At 63.1% G+C, this 16687-nt stretch carries 13 protein-coding genes; 7 read left to right on the top strand and 6 right to left on the bottom strand.

What is annotated here, in order from left to right; genetic code table 11:
- Positions 1 to 48 precede the first annotated feature (48 nt).
- Together AB5Y54_RS01955 and AB5Y54_RS01950 are read right to left on the bottom strand one after the other, a co-directional pair.
- Positions 49 to 1212, bottom strand: coding sequence for a VWA domain-containing protein (locus tag AB5Y54_RS01955; RefSeq protein WP_368153158.1), 1164 nt, complete (start codon positions 1210 to 1212; stop codon positions 49 to 51).
- Positions 1213 to 2055, bottom strand: coding sequence for a MoxR family ATPase (locus tag AB5Y54_RS01950; protein ID WP_324061760.1), 843 nt, complete (start codon positions 2053 to 2055; stop codon positions 1213 to 1215). It abuts the gene before it with no gap.
- Positions 2056 to 2218: 163 nt separating this feature from the next.
- Between AB5Y54_RS01950 and cysK the strand changes: the two genes are divergently transcribed.
- From cysK to AB5Y54_RS01925, 5 genes are all read left to right on the top strand, one after another.
- Complete coding sequence (gene cysK / locus AB5Y54_RS01945) at positions 2219 to 3187, top strand: cysteine synthase A (protein WP_010673571.1); 969 nt, start codon at positions 2219 to 2221, stop codon at positions 3185 to 3187.
- A gap of 443 nt (positions 3188 to 3630) precedes the next feature.
- Entirely contained in the window at positions 3631 to 3888 is a 258-nt protein-coding gene (locus tag AB5Y54_RS01940) for an HPr family phosphocarrier protein (protein ID WP_005303128.1), read from the top strand.
- A 44-nt stretch (positions 3889 to 3932) separates the two neighbouring features.
- Positions 3933 to 5660 carry a phosphoenolpyruvate-protein phosphotransferase PtsI gene (ptsI, locus tag AB5Y54_RS01935; protein WP_041213301.1) on the top strand — a complete coding sequence of 576 codons (1728 nt, stop codon included), beginning with the start codon at positions 3933 to 3935 and terminating at the stop codon, positions 5658 to 5660.
- Between the two features lie 43 nt (positions 5661 to 5703).
- On the top strand, positions 5704 to 6213 hold the full coding sequence (gene crr, locus AB5Y54_RS01930) for a PTS glucose transporter subunit IIA (RefSeq protein ID WP_010673569.1): 510 nt from the start codon (positions 5704 to 5706) through the stop codon (positions 6211 to 6213).
- Between the two features lie 254 nt (positions 6214 to 6467).
- A complete protein-coding gene (locus AB5Y54_RS01925; protein WP_042015896.1) occupies positions 6468 to 7013 on the top strand; it encodes a cytochrome b in 546 nt (181 codons plus the stop codon).
- 81 nt (positions 7014 to 7094) lie between these two features.
- Here AB5Y54_RS01925 and AB5Y54_RS01920 read toward each other — a convergent pair whose 3' ends face one another.
- The 3 genes from AB5Y54_RS01920 to AB5Y54_RS01910 form a co-directional block, all read right to left on the bottom strand.
- The gene (locus tag AB5Y54_RS01920; RefSeq protein ID WP_368153157.1) at positions 7095 to 10850 is read right to left on the bottom strand and encodes an AAA family ATPase; all 3756 of its coding nucleotides are present in this window, start codon (positions 10848 to 10850) and stop codon (positions 7095 to 7097) included.
- Positions 10847 to 12073: an exonuclease SbcCD subunit D C-terminal domain-containing protein gene (locus tag AB5Y54_RS01915; RefSeq protein ID WP_368153156.1), complete on the bottom strand. Its 1227-nt coding sequence runs from the start codon at positions 12071 to 12073 to the stop codon at positions 10847 to 10849. The genes AB5Y54_RS01920 and AB5Y54_RS01915 overlap by 4 nt, the downstream gene beginning before the upstream one ends.
- Positions 12074 to 12183: 110 nt before the next feature.
- The gene (locus tag AB5Y54_RS01910) at positions 12184 to 12612 is read right to left on the bottom strand and encodes a GNAT family N-acetyltransferase (protein ID WP_010673565.1); all 429 of its coding nucleotides are present in this window, start codon (positions 12610 to 12612) and stop codon (positions 12184 to 12186) included.
- A 179-nt stretch (positions 12613 to 12791) separates the two neighbouring features.
- On the opposite strand from AB5Y54_RS01910, the gene rdgC reads away from it, so the two are divergent.
- Positions 12792 to 13703 carry a recombination-associated protein RdgC gene (gene rdgC / locus AB5Y54_RS01905; protein ID WP_368153155.1) on the top strand — a complete coding sequence of 304 codons (912 nt, stop codon included), beginning with the start codon at positions 12792 to 12794 and terminating at the stop codon, positions 13701 to 13703.
- 167 nt (positions 13704 to 13870) lie between these two features.
- Here rdgC and AB5Y54_RS01900 read toward each other — a convergent pair whose 3' ends face one another.
- A complete protein-coding gene (locus tag AB5Y54_RS01900) occupies positions 13871 to 14488 on the bottom strand; it encodes an arylesterase (RefSeq protein ID WP_368153154.1) in 618 nt (205 codons plus the stop codon).
- A gap of 112 nt (positions 14489 to 14600) precedes the next feature.
- Between AB5Y54_RS01900 and ggt the strand changes: the two genes are divergently transcribed.
- Entirely contained in the window at positions 14601 to 16382 is a 1782-nt protein-coding gene (gene ggt / locus AB5Y54_RS01895; protein ID WP_143237860.1) for a gamma-glutamyltransferase, read from the top strand.
- Positions 16383 to 16687: the final 305 nt, after the last annotated feature.

The following is a 16687-nucleotide window of genomic DNA, read 5'->3' as shown; positions in this document are numbered from 1 at the left end:
CCTGGCCGGGTGCAATCCCGGCTTGTCTGTTTTTTAGGGTTCAGAGGGTCACAGCTGGTCGATGGCCGCAGCCAGACCCGCCAGGGTCAGCGGGTGCATCCGCCCGCCGATCAATTCGTTCATCAACTTGATGGAGGGGTGCCACAGCCACTCCTGCCTTGGCAGCGGATTGACCCACACCATCTTGGGGAAATGTTGTTGCAGGCGCCCGAGCCACACCTGGCCGGGCTCCTCGTTCCAGTACTCTACGCTGCCACCTGGCCAGGTGATTTCATAAGGGCCCATCTTCGCATCCCCCACCACCATCACCCTGTAGTCGCTGCCGTAGGTGCGCAGCAGCCGCAAGGTATCGAACCGATCATCATGGCGCCTGGCATTGTCCTGCCAGACGAAGTCGTAGAGGCAGTTGTGAAAATAGAAGAACACCAGGTGCTTGAACTCGTGGCGCAGGGCCGAAAAGAGGCGCTGCACCTCGGCCACGTGGGCATCCATGGAGCCCCCCACGTCGAAGAAGACCAGCAGTTTGACCCCGTTGTGGCGCTCGGGCCGCAGCTTCACATCGAGCCAACCTTGCCTGGCCGAGCTTTGGATGGTGTCGTCGAGATCCAGCTCGTCGGGATTGCCCCGGCGCACCCAGCGCCTGAGCTTGCGCAGGGCGAGCTGGATGGCGCGCTGCCCCAGGGGCGAGTCGTCACTGAAGTTGCGAAAGTGGCGCGCCTCCCACACCTTGGTCGCCCGCCCGTGCTGGCCCTCTCCCCCCATGCGGATCCCTTCCGGGTTATAGCCGCCGTGACCGAACGGGCTGCAGCCCCCGGTGCCGACCCACTTGTTGCCGCCCGCGTGGCGCGCTTTCTGCTCGCTTAACCGCTGATTGAGGGTCTCTAGCAGTTTGTCCAGCCCGCCAAGGGATTGGAGCAACGCCTTCTCCTCCGGGCTTAACAGTCGCTCGAACTCCTGGCGCAGCCAGTCGTCAGGCAGGCTCTCCGGCAACAGGGGGATGGCGGCCAATCCCTCGTAATACTCGGCGAAGGCGCGATCGAAGCGATCGTAGTGCGCCTCGTCTTTCACCAGCAGGCAGCGGGATAGCTGGTAAAACTCGTCCATGTCGAGGCTGGTCAGTCTGGCTGCCAGCGCCGCGTGGAGGTCGAGCAACTCCCGCAGGCTGCAAGGAAGCTTGTGGCGGCGCAGGTGAAGGAAGAAGTCGATGAGCATTCAGCCGCCGCGGCGCGCCAGGAAGGCGAGCTTCTCGAAGAGGTGCAAGTCCTGCTCCGTCTTGAGCAGGGCACCGTAGAGAGCGGGCACCAGCTTGCCGGGCTCACGGGTGCGCAGGGCTTCGGGGGCGATATCGTCCGCCAACAACAGCCGGATCCAGTCCAGCAGCTCGGAGGTGGACGGCTTCTTGCGCAGCCCCTCTACCGCACGCAGCTCAAAGAAGAGCGTCATCGCCTCGTCGAGCAGCCGCTCCTTGAGGTCGGGGTAATGGAGCTTGACGATGGCCTGCATCTCGGCCTTGTCGGGAAAGCGGATGTAGTGGAAGAAACAGCGGCGCAGGAAGGCGTCCGGCAGCTCTTTTTCGTTGTTGGAGGTGATGATGACCACGGGACGCTGGCGCGCCTTCACGCGCTCGCCGGTCTCGTAGACATCAAACTCCATCCGATCCAGCTCCAGCAGCAGATCGTTGGGAAACTCGATGTCCGCCTTGTCGATTTCATCGATGAGCAGCACTGGCCGCTGATCTGCGCTGAAGGCCTGCCACAGCTTGCCCCGGCGGATGTAGTGGCCTATCTCCCCTACCCTGGGGTCGCCGAGCTGGGAGTCTCGCAGCCGGGCGACGGCATCGTATTCGTAGAGCCCCTGCTGGGCCTTGGTGGTGGACTTGATGTGCCAGCTGATGAGCTCGGCACCCAGGGATTCGGCTACCGCCTCCGCCAGCACTGTCTTGCCCGTACCGGGCTCACCCTTGATGAGCAGCGGCTTCTCCAGCACGATGGCGGCATCGACGGCCATCTTCAGTGCCTGTGATGCGAGATAGCGGTCGCTTCCTGCAAATCCCATGAGATCCCTTCCATTGGATGCCCAGGCAGCGGGAGCCCCCTCGGCAAGAGAGAATAAGTTCTATATGTTGTAATAACATATTGTTATAACGATTCGTCACTTCTCATTCAGAAACCACAGGGTAATCTTGTTTCATCGCCTTAACAAACACAGGGATAGCACCATGAGCAAAATTTTTGAGGACAACAGCCAGACCATAGGCAACACCCCGCTTGTTCGTCTCAACCGTGTTACCAAGGGCCGCGTGCTGGCCAAGATCGAGAGCCGCAACCCGAGCTTCAGCGTCAAGTGCCGGATCGGTGCCAACCTCATCTGGGATGCCGAGAAACGCGGCGTGCTGACCAAGGGCAAGGAGATCATTGAGCCCACCAGCGGCAACACGGGCATTGCCCTGGCATTCGTGGCTGCGGCCCGCGGCTATCCCATCACCCTGACCATGCCGGCCACCATGAGCCTGGAGCGCCGCAAACTGCTCAAGGCCCTGGGTGCCAACCTGGTGCTGACCGAAGGCCCCCTCGGCATGAAGGGCGCCATTGCCAAGGCCAACGAGATCCTCGAATCCGAGCCGGGCAAGTACGTGCTGCTGCAACAGTTTGAAAACCCGGCCAACCCGGAAATCCACGAGCAGACCACTGGCCCCGAGATCTGGGACGCCACCGATGGCGAGGTGGATGTGTTCGTGGCGGGCGTCGGCACCGGCGGCACCATCACCGGGGTCTCCCGCTACATCAAGAAGACCAAAGGCAAGGCCATCGTCTCCGTGGCGGTCGAGCCCAGCGAATCTCCCGTCATCAGCCAGAAACTGGCGGGTGAAGAGATAAAGCCCGGTCCCCACAAGATCCAGGGCATCGGCGCCGGCTTCATCCCGGGCAACCTGGATTTGAGCCTGCTGGACCGCGTCGAGCAGGTGAGCAGTGACGAAGCCATCGAGATGGCCCGCCGCCTGATGGAAGAGGAAGGGATCCTGGCCGGTATCAGCTCCGGCGCTGCCGTGGTCGCAGCCAACCGTCTGGCCGAGCAGCCGGAGTTCGAAGGGAAAACGATTGTCGTCATCCTGCCGAGCGCCGCCGAGCGTTACCTCTCCAGCGCCCTCTTCGCCGGTGTGTTCAGCGAGCAGGAGTTGCAGCAGTAGTTGATCAGCCAACACCAAAACGACGGCGCTCCTCGGAGCGCCGTTTTCATTATGCGCTAAACTCTCTAGCCACCAGTGCCACTCGGCCCCTTATTTTTTGAGGTAAAATAACAAACTTGGATATGACAAAAAAAGCAGACATTCTGTGATAAATCTCATATCCTGTGCGGCGTCACGAGGTGTTTGCTGGCAAGGTATCACAAGGTAACAAAGTGTTATTTTTCGTTATAAAATAATTTCAGGCCAGGCCTGACGCGGCTTGCAGCCTGATAGCGAAAAAATACCTGGCCACGACGCCGAATACTGCACAGAAAATTGACCTGGATTAAACCATTGCAGGTCTGATTTCGTTACTTTACAACATATCCATACTGACACGGTGAGACAGGAAGCCTCATTGGCGACCATCTCTCCAAACAATATCAATAATATGGGGTGAAACCATGTACGAGAAGTCTGTTGTTATTACTGCTGAAAACGGCCTGCACACCCGTCCTGCAGCTCAGTTCGTGAAAGAAGCCAAAGAATTCCAAAGCGAGATCACTGTGGTCTCCGGTGGCAAATCCGCCAGCGCCAAGAGCCTGTTCAAGCTCCAGACCCTGGGTCTGACCAAAGGCACCAACGTGACCATCCAGGCTGACGGCCCGGACGCTCAGAAAGCCGTTGAGAAGCTGGTTGCCCTGATGGACGAGCTGGAGTAATCCAGCTTTATTCCTCCCCCACAGTCGTTTTAATAGGAAGGATTATGATATCTGGCATTCTTGCGTCCCCCGGTATCGCATTCGGCAAGGCGCTTCTTCTGAAAGAAGATGAAATCGTTATCAATCAGGGCAAGATTCCCGCCGAACAGATTGATGCCGAGATCAACCGCTTCCTCGAAGCCCGCACCAAGTCAGCCGCACAGCTGGAAGCCATCAAAGAGATGGCCGGTCGCACCTTCGGTGAAGAAAAAGAGGCCATCTTCGAAGGCCACATCATGCTGCTCGAAGATGAAGAGCTGGAAGGGGATATCAGATCCTTCATCAAAGAACACAAGGCCTCTGCCGACAGAGCCGTTCACGAGGTGATCGAACAGTACGCCAAGATGATGGCCGATCTGGATGACCCCTATCTGCGTGAGCGCGCCACCGACTTCCGTGACATCGGCACCCGTCTGGTCAAAAACGTACTGGGCATCGCCGTTGTCAACCTGAGCACCATCGACGAAGAGGTCATCCTGGTCGCCAAAGACCTGACCCCCTCTGAAACCGCTCAGATCAACCTGAAATACGTGCTGGGCTTCGTCACCGACATCGGTGGCCGTACCTCCCACACCTCCATCATGGCCCGCTCCCTGGAGCTGCCGGCCGTCGTGGGCACCAACGACATCACCGAGCGCGTCAAGAACGGTGACATGCTGGTGCTGGATGCGATCAACAACCAGGTCATCATCAACCCGACCGCCGACCAGTTGAACGAAGCCAAGAAGTTCCAGGCCCAGTTCCAGGCCGAGAAGGACGAGCTGGCCAAGCTCAAAGACCTGCCTGCCATCACTCTGGATGGCCACCAGGTCGAAGTGTGCGCCAATATCGGGACCGTCAAGGATACCGAAGGCGCCATCCGCAACGGCGCCGAAGGCGTTGGTCTGTACCGTACCGAGTTCCTGTTCATGGACCGTGACGCGCTGCCGACCGAAGACGAGCAGTTCAAGGCTTACAAAGAAGTGGCCGAAGCCATGCCGGATCAACCGATCATCGTCCGTACCATGGACATCGGCGGCGACAAAGAACTGCCCTACATGAATTTCCCGAAAGAGATGAACCCCTTCCTGGGCTGGCGTGCCGTGCGTATCTTCTTCGATCGCACCGACATCATGCACGCCCAGCTGCGGGCCATCCTGCGTGCGTCTGCCTTCGGCAAACTGCGCATCATGTTCCCGATGATCATCTCCGTCGAAGAGTTCCGCAGCCTGAAAGCTACCGTGGAGACGCTGAAAGCCGAACTGCGTGCCGAAGGCAAAGCCTTTGATGAATCCATCGAAGTCGGTATCATGATCGAGACCCCGGCCGCGGCCGTGATGGCTCATCATCTGGCCAAGGAAGTGGATTTCTTCAGTATCGGTACCAACGACCTGACCCAGTACACCCTGGCTGTCGACCGTGGTAACGAGATGATTTCCGCCATGTACAACCCGCTGTCACCCTCCGTCCTGACCCTGATCAAGATGGTGATCGACGCTTCCCATGACAATGGCAAGTGGACCGGTATGTGCGGTGAACTGGCTGGTGACGAACGCGCCACCCTGCTGCTGCTGGGTATGGGTCTGGATGAGTTCTCCATGAGCGCCATCTCTGTACCGCGTATCAAGAAGCTTATCCGCAACACCAACTTCGAAGATGTGAAGGCCATGGCCGACCAGGCGCTGAGCTTTGCCACCGCCGCCGAAATCGAAGCGTGCGTAGATAACTTTATTAAGCAGAAGGCAGTCTGCTAAGATCGGCTGCAAACAGCGACAATCATCTCTAGGAGCTTTTACTATGGGTCTGTTCGACAAACTGAAGAAACTGGTTTCCGACGACAGTTCTGACACTGGCGGCATCGAAATCTTTGCTCCGCTGTCCGGCGAAATCGTCCCCATCGAAGATGTGCCTGACGTCGTCTTCGCCGAGAAGATCGTCGGCGACGGCATCGCCATCAAACCGGCCGGCAACAAGATGGTTGCTCCTTGCGACGGCACCATCGGCAAAATCTTCGAGACCAACCACGCGTTCTCTCTGGAGTCCGACTCTGGTATCGAGCTGTTCGTTCACTTCGGTATCGACACCGTCGAGCTGAAGGGTGAAGGTTTCACCCGTATCGCTCAGGAAGGTCAACAGGTCAAGCGCGGTGACACCATCATCGAGTTCGATCTGGCCGTTCTGGAAGCCAAAGCCAAGTCTACCCTGACGCCTGTGGTCATCTCCAACATGGACGAGATCAAAGAGCTGGTGAAGATGACTGGCGCCGTGACCGTGGGCGAAACCCCGGTGATCCGCATCAAGAAATAATGCGCCCTGGCCTGACGCCAGTGACCGCCAAAAACCGAAGCCTGGTGCTTCGGTTTTTTTTTGCCCCTTCCATCTCCCGATACTCCATGGGCTCCAGCACAGGTCAGCATGACGGCAAACAGGCAGAAATGTTATCGAGATCAACACGGGCATAAGCAAGCCGAGTACCCTCAAGAGGGATACCTGCGGGTCCTTTGGCTCGATACGAGACGGGATGAAAAGAGATAAGCCGCTTAAGTGGCGAGGAGACAACGATGCTGAGAAATACCGAACAACGTTATGGCAGCCTGAGCATAGGGCTGCACTGGTTGACCCTGCTGCTGATGATCGCCGTCTATGCACTGATGGAGTTCAGGGACATCTTCCCCAAAGGGTCGGCTGGCCGCGACCTGATGAAGGAGTTTCACTTCATGGTGGGTCTGCTGATCCTGGCGCTGGTGGTCGTGCGCCTGCTGGTGCGCGTGGGTAGCCCTTCACCGCGTATCGTGCCCGAGCTCTCCCCCCTGATGCTCACGCTGGCCAAGCTCGCCCACCTGGCGCTCTATGGCTTCCTGATCCTCACCCCGCTGCTGGGCTGGCTGCTGTTGAGCGCAGGGGGCAAGCCCATTCCCTTCTTCGGCCTGGCGCTCCCCGCCCTCATCGCCCCCGACGACGGCCTGAAGGGTACCATCAAGGAGCTGCACGAGACGCTGGCCAACATTGGCTATGCGCTGATTGCCCTGCACGCGGCGGCAGCCATCTACCACCACCATGTGCTCAAGGACAATACCCTGACCAATATGCTGCCCGAGCGCAAATAACCAGCGACGGGTTGCACACCAACAAAAAGGCCCCTGTGACAGGGGCCTTTTTGTTCATGGAGGGTCATGGGCGACACGTCGTCAGCCGGGCAACACCACCCGGCTTTCACCGCCACCGAGGGCCTCCACCCGCACCTGCACACCGATCCGCTCCACCAGGGTCTGCACGTGGGAGATGACCCCGATCTGGCGACCGGCCGCCTGCAGGGAATCGAGGCTGGCAAGCGCCAGATCCAGGCTGTCGGGATCGAGCGTGCCAAAGCCTTCGTCGATGAACAGCGATTCGACCTGGGTCTGGCGCGACGACAGGCTGGATAGGGCCAGCGCCAGCGCCAGCGACACCAGAAAGCTTTCACCGCCGGAGAGAGAGTCCACCGAACGCACCTCATCCCCCATGTCGAGATCCACCACCTGCAGCGCCAGATCGGTGCCGGGCACTCGCTCCAGCCGATAGCGGGGGGAGAGCTCGGCGAGCTGGGCGTTGGCCTCCAGCAGCAGCCGCTCCAGGGTGAGGCTCTGGGCGAAGGTGCGCAGCTTGGCGCCGCTGGCCGAGCCGATAAGGTCACAGAGGCGCTGCCAGTGATCCGCCACCGCCTGCTGGGCAGCCAGTTCCTCCTGCAAGGTGCCCGCCTTGAGGGCCGCCGCCTCGGCCTGAGCCAGCGTGCTCTTGCACTGGAACAGCTGCTCGTCGAGAGCGCGGCAGTGCGCCTCCAGCGCCGTCAGCCGGCTGTCGAGCTCCTGTGGCGCCAACGCGGCCAGCTCGGGGTGATGCTCGCGGTAACGATCCCGCTTGCTCTCCTCCAGCGCCAGCGCCCGCTGCCGCTCGGTCAAACGGGTACGCGCCTCGGCGCGGGCATCCTCCAGCGCCTGCAAGGCGGCGCGGCGCCCCTTGAGCTCATCCGGGCTCATGGCCAGCAGGCGGCGCAGGTCATATTCGGCGATGCCGAGGCTGCTGGCGTGGGCAGCCCAGCGCCCCAGCACCTCCCGTCGCCGCCGGCTGCTCACCTGCTTCTCCTGCTCCAGATGGCTGAGACGGGTCTTGAGCTCGGTCTGACGCTCGCGCAGGGCGCGGGCCGCCCCCTGCATCGTCTCCAGCTCGCTGGCCAGCTGCTGCAGCCGCTGCTGCCAGCGGCTCTCGACCAGGGCAATCTCCTCGCCCCCCAGACAGGCCGCGCGGCTGGTGACCAGCCCCTGTCGTTGCTGTTCATGCTCCTTGTAGTCACGCTCGAGCTTGTGCAGCAGCTCACGCTGGGTCTGCAAGCGCGCCTCCTGAGCACTCAGGGCCGGGGTGAGGCTGGCAATCTCGCCGGTCAGCAGCTCCCACTCACTCTGGCCGTGCAGCCAGGCCTCGCAGGCCCGCTGCCACTCGCGCCACTGCTGGCTGCCCAGCCACTGACGCCAGGGCTGGCCTCCCATCTGCTCGTCGAGCCGGCTGCCCCCCTGCTCAAGGCGCTGGCGCAGGGTCGTTTCCTGCTCGCCCATCGCATTCACCTCCCCTTCCAGAGTGATGCGCTGGCGATCGGCCTCCTGCCACTGCTGCTCGAACTGCTGGTGCTGGCTGGCCAGCTGGCTCAGCTGCTGGCGCACGGCCTGCAACTGCTGCTGGCCCTGCTGGGCCTCGCGCAGTTGCTGCTGGCTGCGGGCCAGCCCCTGCTCCAGACTCTGGCCGCGGCCGAGCAGGGTATTCATCAACTCGTTCCACTCGATCGGGCTCTGACGTAGCGGCAACGGATGGCCCAGCAGCTCGGCACCGCCCAGCTGCTGCCAACGCTGGGTCAGCTGCTCGGCGCGCGTCTCCAGCTCAGGCAGATGCTGCTGGCGCACCGCCAGCTGGCGGGCCAGCTCCTGGCGCTCGCTCTCGCACTGAATGTATTGGTGATTGAGCCGCTCCCACTCAAGCTCCAGGCTGCGGACGCGCTCCGCCAGCTGCCCCAGAATGCCCGCCACCTGTGGCTGACTCTGGTGATAGGGGTGCTCCTCGGCGCCGCAGAGCGGGCAAGGTTCACCGTCGCGCAGGATATGGCGATGCTGCTCGAAAGTAGCGATGGCACGGGACTGCTCCAGCGCGTGACGCGCCTCGTCCCGTTGCAGGGCGAGCCGCTCGCGGGCCGGCGTCAGCTCGTCGCCGAGGATGGCCAGCTTGCCGAGCGCCTGCTCCAGCTGGACGATCTCCTGCTGCAGGCGACCATGCTGCTCACCGTGATTGCGGCCATAGTCCGCCAGCTCCAACAGCTGGCGCAGCTGGCCCAGCTGCTCAGTCTGCCCTTGCCACTGCTCCTGCGCCTTGGCCAGACGCCCCTCCCACTGCTGCTCCTGCAGCTCGTGCTGTTGCTGCTGCAGTCGCTCCTGCTCGCGCTGCCAATAGTCGCGCTCCTGCTGCCCCTGTTCCAGCTGATGTTGCAACTGCCTGAGGGCGCGCAGCTTGTGTTCGCGCAGGGTGAGCAGTTGCTGCAGCCTGTCGGCATCCTCGGCCCAATCCTGCATGGCGGTGAGCAGGGGCTGCCACTGGCGGGCCACCGGCGCCAGCTCCTTGTGCTCCTCAAGCCAGGCACCCCACTGCTGGTGCTGGCCCTTGAGCTGCTCCACCTGCTGGCACTGCTGGCGCCAGCCCTGCTCCAGGGTGAGCTGCACCTCCCGCTCCTGCGCCCCCTCCTGCTGGATCTTCTGCAGTTGCTGCTGCTTTTCCCGAATGCGGGTGTCGAGCTCCTGCGCCCGTTTGAGTTCAGGCTGCAGGGCGCCCCACTCGCGCTCGGCGGCGATCTTCTCCGCCAGCAGTTGCTGTTCGGTGAGGGCGCTCTGCTGGGTCTGCTCCTCCAGCTTGCCAAGTTCAGGGCCAAGCTCGGCCAGCGCCTTCTCCTGCTGCTGCACCTCCAGGGTGAGGCGAGCCAGTTCGTCGTGATCCGCGCGGGCCACCTGGGCCTGCTCGGCGCGGGCGAACTCCTCCCGCTCGGGGGCGGCCGCACCGTGGGCCGCCTCGGCTGCGGCAAGGGCCGCTTCCCCCTCCTGACAGGCCTGCAACTGGGCGGCGATGCGGCCGTTGAGATCGCGCAAGTCCTGCATCAGCTGCTGTTGCTGCTGCTCGTGCTTGAGGCTGGTGGCGAGGCTGACCTGCTGGCTCACCCACTGCTCGCGGGTCGCCTCGTCCATCAGCGCCACGTCACCGAGCCGCTGGCGGATGGCAGCCAGTTTCTGCTGCTCCTCCCGCGCCCGCTCATGGGTCTGGACCGAAATAGCGGAGTAGAGCTCGGTGCCGGTCATCCGTTCGAGCAGGGCCGAACGCTCGTCGGCGCTCGACTTGAGGAAGGCGGCAAACTCCCCCTGGGGCAGGATGACGGCGCGACGAAACTGCTCCCAGGAGAGCCCCACCAGCTCGTCGATGCGATCCTGCAGCTCCCGCTTGCTGCCACTGAACACCTGGCCCGACGCCACGTCGGTCAGGCTGCGCTCCTGGGCCTGAAAGCGCCCCTCGGCGCGGTTGCGAGCCCGGCGCACCGCCCAGCGGGCCAGCCAGACACGGCCGTCACAGCCGCGAAACTGCACCTCGGCAAAACCGCTGGCGTGACCACGGCTGAGGATGCCGCGCACGTCGTTGGCCTTGAGCTTCTCCTCGTCATCCATGCGGCCCACTTCGGCGACATTCTTGCGATTGGCGATAAAGCGCGGCATCTCGTCGTAGAGCGCCAGACAGATGGCATCGAGCAGGGTGCTCTTGCCAGCGCCAGTATTGCCGGTGATGGCAAACAGGCCGGCGGCCCCCAGGGCGCCACCGGCAAAATCGATGGTGAATTGACCGGTCAGGCTGGCCAGATTCTCCCCTGACAGCGACAAGATTTTCATTGGCTGGACTCCTTCACCTGCTCCAGGATCTCTTCAAACGACGCCACCAGCTCGGCCTCCGGCTCCCCGTCGAACTGACGCTGATAGCAGAGGCGAAACACCTCGGTGGGGGAGAGTTCATCGAGCCGGCGCTGGCCGGCACCGTCCGCCAGCCCCTGGCCCGAGCCCTGATAACTGGTCGTGATGCGGGCAAGACGCACCGGCTTGTCGCCGATGGCGGCCAGTACGCGCTCGCGGATGCGGGCCTCGGGTTTGGGCAGCAGCAGCCGCACCTCGAGGAAGGGCTGCGCCTGCTGCGGGCAAGCGGGCAGCGCCAGCGCCTCGATGGCCTGGAGCGCCTCGTCAAGGCCGCTCTGGGGCAGGCGGATCATCTCCACCGCGCGGGGCACCGGGATCCGCTCAAGGCGGGCCAGTTTGCCCCTCTCAAACGTCACCTCCAGCACCTGATGGTTGTAATTCGCCTCGGCCAGTGAGAGCGGCAGCGGCGAGCCGCTGTAGTGCACCCCCTCGGCCGGGCTCTGGGCCAGGTGCAGATGACCCAGCGCCGTGTAGTCGGCAGCGGCAAACAGTTCGGCAGGCAGGGCATGCTGGTTGCCGCCAAGCACCCGCCGCTCGGAGAGCTCGGAGAGCTGGCCCGCCGCCAGATAGGCGTGGCCCATGGCGATGAGGGCCTGGTCCGGATGGCAGCGCGCACGCCCCTCGCTCAGCACCGCCTCATAGACCTGGCGTACCCCTTCGATGAGTCTGTCCTGCCCTTCACTGATCCCGTCGGGGCGCAGATCGCTGCTGCGCAGAAACGGCACGGCGGCGCACCAGGCGGCCACCTCGCCGTTCTTGCCTCGCAGCGGCACCAGCAGGCGCTCGGTCTCGAGGCGCCCCTCGTCGTCCCGGCTGATGCTGCCCACCAGATGGAGGTCGAAGGCGCGCAGCAGCTCGTGGGGGGCATCCAGCTTGGAGGGAGAGTCGTGGTTGCCGCCGATGAGCACCATCTCCAGTGCCGGGTGTTCGGCGCGCAGCCGTGCCAGGAAGCGGTAGAGCTGCTGCCAGGCGCTGGCGGGAGGGTTGGCGGTGTCGAACAGATCGCCCGCCACCAGCAGGGCGTCGATGTCGCGGGTCTTGATGGTGTCGGCCAGCCAGTCGAGGAAGGCGTCGTGTTCGAAGCGGCGGTCGTGGCCGTGAAGCTGATGACCGAGGTGCCAGTCGGCGGTGTGCAGGATCTTCATGGAAAACGGCTCGATAAGGAGAAGAGAGCGGGGGCGAAGGCGCCCCGGTATGGAGACAAGATGAGGATGGTGCCCCCCGTTTTCAACCGGGGCAGCCCCAGACGTCAGATTCAGACGGCTTGGTAATGCATCTGGTACTGAAGATGGCCGGTGAGGGGATCGGGCACCTCCCCCCCGATTTCAAAGCCGTGGCGGCGGTAGAAACGCACCGCCGGCTCGTTCTCCACGAAGACCCGGGTATGCAGCTCGGCACATCTGGATCTGGCTTCCTGCAACAGGGCGTGCCCCACCCCCCGCCCCTGCCTATCGGGGCGCACGAAGAGTGCAGCCAGGTAATCATCCACCAGCGCCATGAAGCCGAGCAGGTCCCCTCGCTCCTCGAACACCCAGATGCGGGCGTGATCGAGGTAGCGGGTACGCAGCTCCTCCTGAGCCTGCCACCAGCAGGAGGCATCGACGAAATCGTGGGCCTGCAGGGAGGCCAGGAGCCAGATTTCGACGATCTCTTCCATGTCTTCCGGCCGACTCTGTCTCAACATGGTCGCCTCCTTGTCAGCAATGTGAACACTCGCAGTCTAGGGGAGTTGGGCCCGCTCCCGGGGGATCAAGGTGGGGCCCTGTGAGGTCGATCGCCCTTTATTTAGCGAGAATGATTGGCTGATCACAAAGCGCCTCTCTAGTACAATGCCCGCCGGACAATCTAGAGACCGAGGACGCCATGTGGTTTAAAAACCTGCAGATTTACCGCTTTACCCGCCCCTTCGACCTGACCGTTGAGCAGCTGGAAACCCAGCTGGAAGCCTGCGCCTTCACCCCGTGCGGCAGCCAGGACATCTCCCGGTTCGGGTGGGTCAAGCCCCTTGGCAAATTCGGCTCCACCCTGACCCACACCGCCTCTGGCCACATCCTGCTGTGCGCTCGCAAGGAAGAGAAGATGCTGCCCGGCACCGTGGTCAAGGAGATGCTGGCGGAGAAGGTAGAGGCCATTGAATTCGAGCAGGGTCGCGCCCTCAAGAAGAAAGAGAAGGAGGCGCTGAAAGAGGAGATCATGCACACCCTGCTGCCCCGCGCCTTCAGCCGCACCAGCCAGACCTTCGCCTGGATAAACCCTGCCGACAACCTGATGGTGGTGGATGCAGGCTCCGCCAAGAAGGCGGACGATCTGCTGGCGCTCCTGCGCAAATCCATCGGCTCCCTGCCGGTGGTGCCGGTGGCCCTCAAGAACCCGCCCGAGATCACCATGACCGAGTGGCTCAACGAGGGCAACCTGCCCGCCGCCTTCACCCTGGAGGACGAAGCCGAGCTGCGCAGCGCCATGGAGCACGGCGGCATCATCCGCTGCAAGCAGCAGGATCTGATGAGCGAGGAGATCAAGAATCACCTGGCCAACGACAAGCTGGTGACCAAGCTGGCCCTCAACTGGGGCGAAACCCTGAGCTTCGTGCTGGGGGATGATCTCTCCATCAAGCGCCTCAAGTTCAGCGAAGAGCTGCGCGAGCAGAACGACGACGTCACCAGTGAAGATCCCGCCGCCCGCCTGGACGCCGACTTCGCCCTGGTCACCGCCGAGCTGGCCCAGTTCATCCCGGCCCTGTTTGCCGCCCTGGGCGGTGAAGAGCAGTCCATCTAAGCAAATTGGCTCAGCCTGATTGCCAAAAACCGCCTTCACGGCGGTTTTTTCATCTTCATCGGCACCGTCGCCACTGGCTGGTCCCCTCCGGGGTAGCGCGCCGCGCAATACCCTGACCCCATTGATTGCGGCAGCATGGCGCACTGCCCCGGCAGCATGACATCTCGCTAGAGTGCCCCCCTTTCCTGCAACAGTCGATGAAGTCGCTGCGCCAGGGTGCGGTAACCCTCGGCATTTAAATGCACCGCATCGGACTTCAGGGCCGGGTCTCGCAGCAACTCGCCTATGCTGTCGTTGTCCAGCACCAGCCCGTACTGATCTGCCAGCTCCTCGTAGAGGGGAGCGCCATCGGCAAACAGGGATTTTCGGGGCACCCCGACCAGCAGGATCTGGGCCCCGCTCCCCTGCACCGTCTCTATCATGGCAGCGAGATTGGCCTTGAGGGCCGCCTCCCCGCTGCCACGCAGGATGTCGTTGCCCCCTTCCAGCAGGATGACCAGAGCGGGTCTGTGCCGGGCCAGCAACCCGGGCAGGCGTGCCCTGCCGGCCTGGCTCAGCTCTCCGGACACCCCGCCATTGACCACGGGATGGCCGCTCAGGGTCGCCAGCACGCTGGGGTAGCTTTGGGACGGGCTTACCCCGCGCCCCTCGGTCAGACTGTCCCCGAAGGCGAGCAGGGTCTCCCCCTGGGCCAGCGGTCTGAAGGTCGGCTCCCCGCAGGCCGTCAGCAACAGGCAGAGCAGCCCCGCCATGCAAGGTTTCGCCAGCGTCCCCCGGTGTGTCATGAGCGCCTCCTTGATAGTTTTGTAACCATATGAGTATTAAGACAAACTTTTAATCAAGCTCCAAGTGTGACACATTTCGGCAGGTGAACAAGAAACCGACAAGGAGCCTGTCATGTCCCTCAAACCCCTCGGCCTGCTGGTCGCCCTCGGCCTGCTTGGCGGCTGCGCCTCCCAGGACGGCTTTCACTATGTCCCTCCTCCCCAGACCCTGATCGCCCCGGAGGCGGCCAGCGGCTGGATTGACAAGCCCGGCTGGCAAGGCCGTGACTTCATGGTGGCGGCGGCCAACCCGCTGGCGGTGGATGCGGGCTACCAGATCATCAAGGCGGGGGGCAGCGCCGTCGATGCAGCCATCGCCGTCCAGCTGGTATTGACCCTGGTGGAGCCTCAATCCTCGGGCATCGGCGGCGGCTCCCTCATGCTGGTGTGGGACGGCAAGCAGGTGGCGGCGGTGGATGGCCGGGAAACAGCCCCCGCCGCTGCCACCGATCAGCTCTTCATGAAGGAGGGCAAACCCATGGCCTTCTATGAGGGGGTGGTGGGCGGGCGCTCCGTCGGCGCCCCCGGCACGGTGCGTGCCCTGGCCCTGGCCCACGAGCGCTATGGCAAGCTGCCCTGGGCCACGCTGTTCGAACCCGCCATCACCCTCGCGGAGCAAGGGTTCGTGATAAGCCCCCGCCTCGCCACCCTGCTGGCAAAAGATCCCTATCTGGCCGGGGATCCGGACGCCCGCGCCTACTTCTATCAGGCGGACGGCACTCCCAAGACGGCAGGTACCCGGCTCACCAACCCTGCCCTGGCCAGGGTGCTGCGAACCCTGGCCAGCGACGGCCCCGATGCCTTCTATCGCGGCCCGCTGGCCGAGGCCATGGTGGCCAAGGTGCACGCCCACCCGACCAACCCCGGGGTACTGAGCGCCGCCGATCTCGCCAGCTACCAGGCCAAGCTGCGGGACGGGCTCTGCTTTGACTATCGCCAGAGCGAGATCTGCGGCTTCCCGACCCCCTCCTCCGGCACTCTGGCCCTCGGCCAGATCTTCGGCATGCTGGAGAGCCGGGACATGGCCGCCCTCAAACCGGTACAGGGGGAGCAGGGTCAACTGGCCGCCTCCAGCGAGGCCATTCACCTCTACAGCGAGGCGGCACGCCTCGCCTTCGCCGATCGCAACCAGTATGTGGCCGACGGCGACGTCGTCGACGTGCCGGTGACAGGTCTGCTGGACAAGGGCTATCTGGCGCAGCGGGGGCACCTTATCGGCAACCGCTCCATGGGCGTCGCCCAGCCCGGCAACCCGCCCCGGGCGCTGGCCAGGGGCCGGGACGCCACCCCGGAGCTGCCCTCCACCAGCCACATCTCCATCGTGGACAAGAGCGGTATGGCGGTGGCCATGACCAGCTCCATCGAGGATGGCTTCGGCTCGCGGCTGATGGTCAACGGCTACCTGCTGAACAACCAGCTCACCGACTTCTCCTTCACCTCGGTGGACGCCGCCGGCCTGCCGGTGGCAAACCGGGTGGAGCCCGGCAAGCGCCCCCGCTCCTCCATGTCGCCCCTGCTGGTGTTTGACAAGGCAAGCGGCGAGCTCGAGATGAGCCTGGGCTCCCCGGGAGGCTCGGCCATCATCAACTACGTGGGCAAGGCGCTGCTCGGCACCCAGGATTGGGGGCTCGACCTGCAGCAGGCCATCAACCTGCCCAATTTCGGCAGTCGCAACGGCCCCACCGAGCTGGAGCAGGGGCGCACGCCCGACGCCGTGGTTCAGGGGCTCAAGGCCAGAGGGCACGAGGTCCTGCTTAACGAGCAGACCTCCGGGCTGCAGGGCGTCCAGCGCCATGCCGGCGGCTGGCTGGGGGCCGCAGACCCCAGACGTGAGGGGGTCGCCAGGGGGGAGTGATGCCCCTTCAGCACCCTCGTTCACCATGGAGGAGGCCAGCCTCCTCCATGCCGTGTGCTCATAGGTGTTCTCCCTTGCCTCCCAATATCATCATCGATTGATTATTCCTGCCAATTTTTCTTTAACCGCACACTCTTTTCACCCAATCGCAATGTATTAAAGATGCTTTTCATCAAAACCAACGTAAAAACTGGAACAGTGTTGCTCATGGCATATAAATGCATTACTTTTCAATAGAAACGGCATCTGTTGCCCTCAAGATTTCCCCTTGATACGGCCAACTTCTGTCTCTTTCGCCCCCTGCT

It is taken from the genome of Aeromonas sp. s9, assembly GCF_040907765.1.
GTDB lineage: Bacteria > Pseudomonadota > Gammaproteobacteria > Enterobacterales > Aeromonadaceae > Aeromonas > Aeromonas caviae.
This window is presented reverse-complemented; position numbering and strand designations above follow the sequence as displayed.

Excerpts from the sequence above, each read along its gene's own strand:
- AB5Y54_RS01955 (WP_368153158.1), bottom strand. The coding sequence starts at position 1,212 with ATGCTCATCGACTTCTTCCTTCACCTGCGCCGCCACAAGCTTCCTTGC.
- AB5Y54_RS01950 (WP_324061760.1), bottom strand. The coding sequence starts at position 2,055 with ATGGGATTTGCAGGAAGCGACCGCTATCTCGCATCACAGGCACTGAAG.
- cysK (WP_010673571.1), top strand. The coding sequence starts at position 2,219 with ATGAGCAAAATTTTTGAGGACAACAGCCAGACCATAGGCAACACCCCG.
- AB5Y54_RS01940 (WP_005303128.1), top strand. The coding sequence starts at position 3,631 with ATGTACGAGAAGTCTGTTGTTATTACTGCTGAAAACGGCCTGCACACC.
- ptsI (WP_041213301.1), top strand. The coding sequence starts at position 3,933 with ATGATATCTGGCATTCTTGCGTCCCCCGGTATCGCATTCGGCAAGGCG.
- crr (WP_010673569.1), top strand. The coding sequence starts at position 5,704 with ATGGGTCTGTTCGACAAACTGAAGAAACTGGTTTCCGACGACAGTTCT.
- AB5Y54_RS01925 (WP_042015896.1), top strand. The coding sequence starts at position 6,468 with ATGCTGAGAAATACCGAACAACGTTATGGCAGCCTGAGCATAGGGCTG.
- AB5Y54_RS01920 (WP_368153157.1), bottom strand. The coding sequence starts at position 10,850 with ATGAAAATCTTGTCGCTGTCAGGGGAGAATCTGGCCAGCCTGACCGGT.
- AB5Y54_RS01915 (WP_368153156.1), bottom strand. The coding sequence starts at position 12,073 with ATGAAGATCCTGCACACCGCCGACTGGCACCTCGGTCATCAGCTTCAC.
- AB5Y54_RS01910 (WP_010673565.1), bottom strand. The coding sequence starts at position 12,612 with ATGTTGAGACAGAGTCGGCCGGAAGACATGGAAGAGATCGTCGAAATC.
- rdgC (WP_368153155.1), top strand. The coding sequence starts at position 12,792 with ATGTGGTTTAAAAACCTGCAGATTTACCGCTTTACCCGCCCCTTCGAC.
- AB5Y54_RS01900 (WP_368153154.1), bottom strand. The coding sequence starts at position 14,488 with ATGACACACCGGGGGACGCTGGCGAAACCTTGCATGGCGGGGCTGCTC.
- ggt (WP_143237860.1), top strand. The coding sequence starts at position 14,601 with ATGTCCCTCAAACCCCTCGGCCTGCTGGTCGCCCTCGGCCTGCTTGGC.